Origin of the sequence: Cognatiluteimonas telluris, assembly GCF_011320095.1 — a bacterium.
GTDB classification, from domain to species: domain Bacteria; phylum Pseudomonadota; class Gammaproteobacteria; order Xanthomonadales; family Xanthomonadaceae; genus Cognatiluteimonas; species Cognatiluteimonas telluris.
Window position 1 is genome coordinate 1 of sequence record NZ_JAANOY010000086.1, and the last position, 1267, is coordinate 1267.

A 1267-nucleotide genomic window follows, 5' to 3' on the forward strand; every position below is an offset into this window, starting at 1 on the left:
ACCGAGCGCGCCGCCCGCTGCGGCACCGACCGCCAGCCCCACCGGACCGGCGACCACCGCGCCGAGCGCGGCACCGGCAGCGCCGGCGGCCAGGGCCGCACTGCCGCTGCCCAGGACATGATCCTTCTTCAGCGTGCTCATGCGTCCTCCCGTCCAAGCAGAAACGGTAGCCGCGACGCTACGGGCCGGTGCGTGCAGCAGGGGTGAATTGGTGCCGGCGCCGTGCATGGGCCAAAAAAAGCCGCCATTGCTGGCGGCCCGGAGAGGAAGAGATGGATCGGTATGGATCTTGCCGGCGCGCGCGTTGCGTTTTCCACCGGCGCGGCTAGAGCGGCGCGTCTTCTGGAGCCTTACGCACAACGCCCGCGGCATCGGCCAGCCACCGGTGGCACGCGCAGCCACGCGCGCCATCGCAACTCATCGGCCATCGTTGTCCGCGTCGCCCGGCAGCGCGCGCTCGATGTGGTGCCAGCCATCGCGCACGGCGCCCTTGGCTTCCGACCAGCCCAGGCGCGACTGCGCGCGGGTGGCTTCCCAATCGCGTTCGAGCTGCGGTTCGACATCCTCGAAGCGCTGGCCGCGGTACTGGCCGTAGGTGTCGTAGCCATAGCGGTACGCCGGCTGGTAATCGGTCCACTCGCGATTGGCGGCGTAGTACGGCGCCTCGCGGAAGGTCGACTCGAAATGGCGGTCGTAGTCGGTGGGGTTGATGGCTTCGGCCACGCTGTCGCCGGCCTTGGCGCCGACCGCGCCGCCGACGATCGCGCCGATGACGGTGCCCGCCGGTCCGCCCGCGGAACCGACCGCGGCGCCGGTGATCGCGCCTGCGACCGCACCGGTGCCTTCGCCGATGCTGTGGTCCTTCTTGATATCGCTCATTGCCTGTCTCCTGTCATCGGCCGCATGGCGCAAGCGGCGCCGCGGCAGTCGAGCCACCATAGGCAGGTTTGTGTAGCCGCATGGTGAAACCACACCGGCGCGTCACACGCCGTCGCTGACGTGTTCAGTCGGTGGTTCAGTCCGTGCGTTCAGTTCGTGCAGCCGCTGCGGCCAGCCCGGTCGTTCCGTGCATTCTGGTTGCTTGGTGCGCGCATTTGGTCGTGCATCCAAAACATTCGCTTACGCCGTGCGTTCAGGCTGGCACTGCGGCTCCGGCGGGCGCCGTTGCAGCCGGCGCCGGCAATCGCTGGCGCAGGCCGGAGATGCGGACGACATGGCGCGCCAGCGCCGCGCGCAGCACCGCGTCGCCGGCCGCGACGTGCAACGC

The 1267-nt window shown here is 70.0% G+C and carries 1 protein-coding gene; it reads right to left on the bottom strand.

Features of this window, described 5'->3' with window-relative positions; genetic code table 11:
• Nucleotides 1-417 precede the first annotated feature (417 nt).
• Complete coding sequence (locus G7B67_RS13085) at nt 418-879, bottom strand: glycine zipper domain-containing protein (protein WP_166213132.1); 462 nt, start codon at nt 877-879, stop codon at nt 418-420.
• Nucleotides 880-1267: the final 388 nt, after the last annotated feature.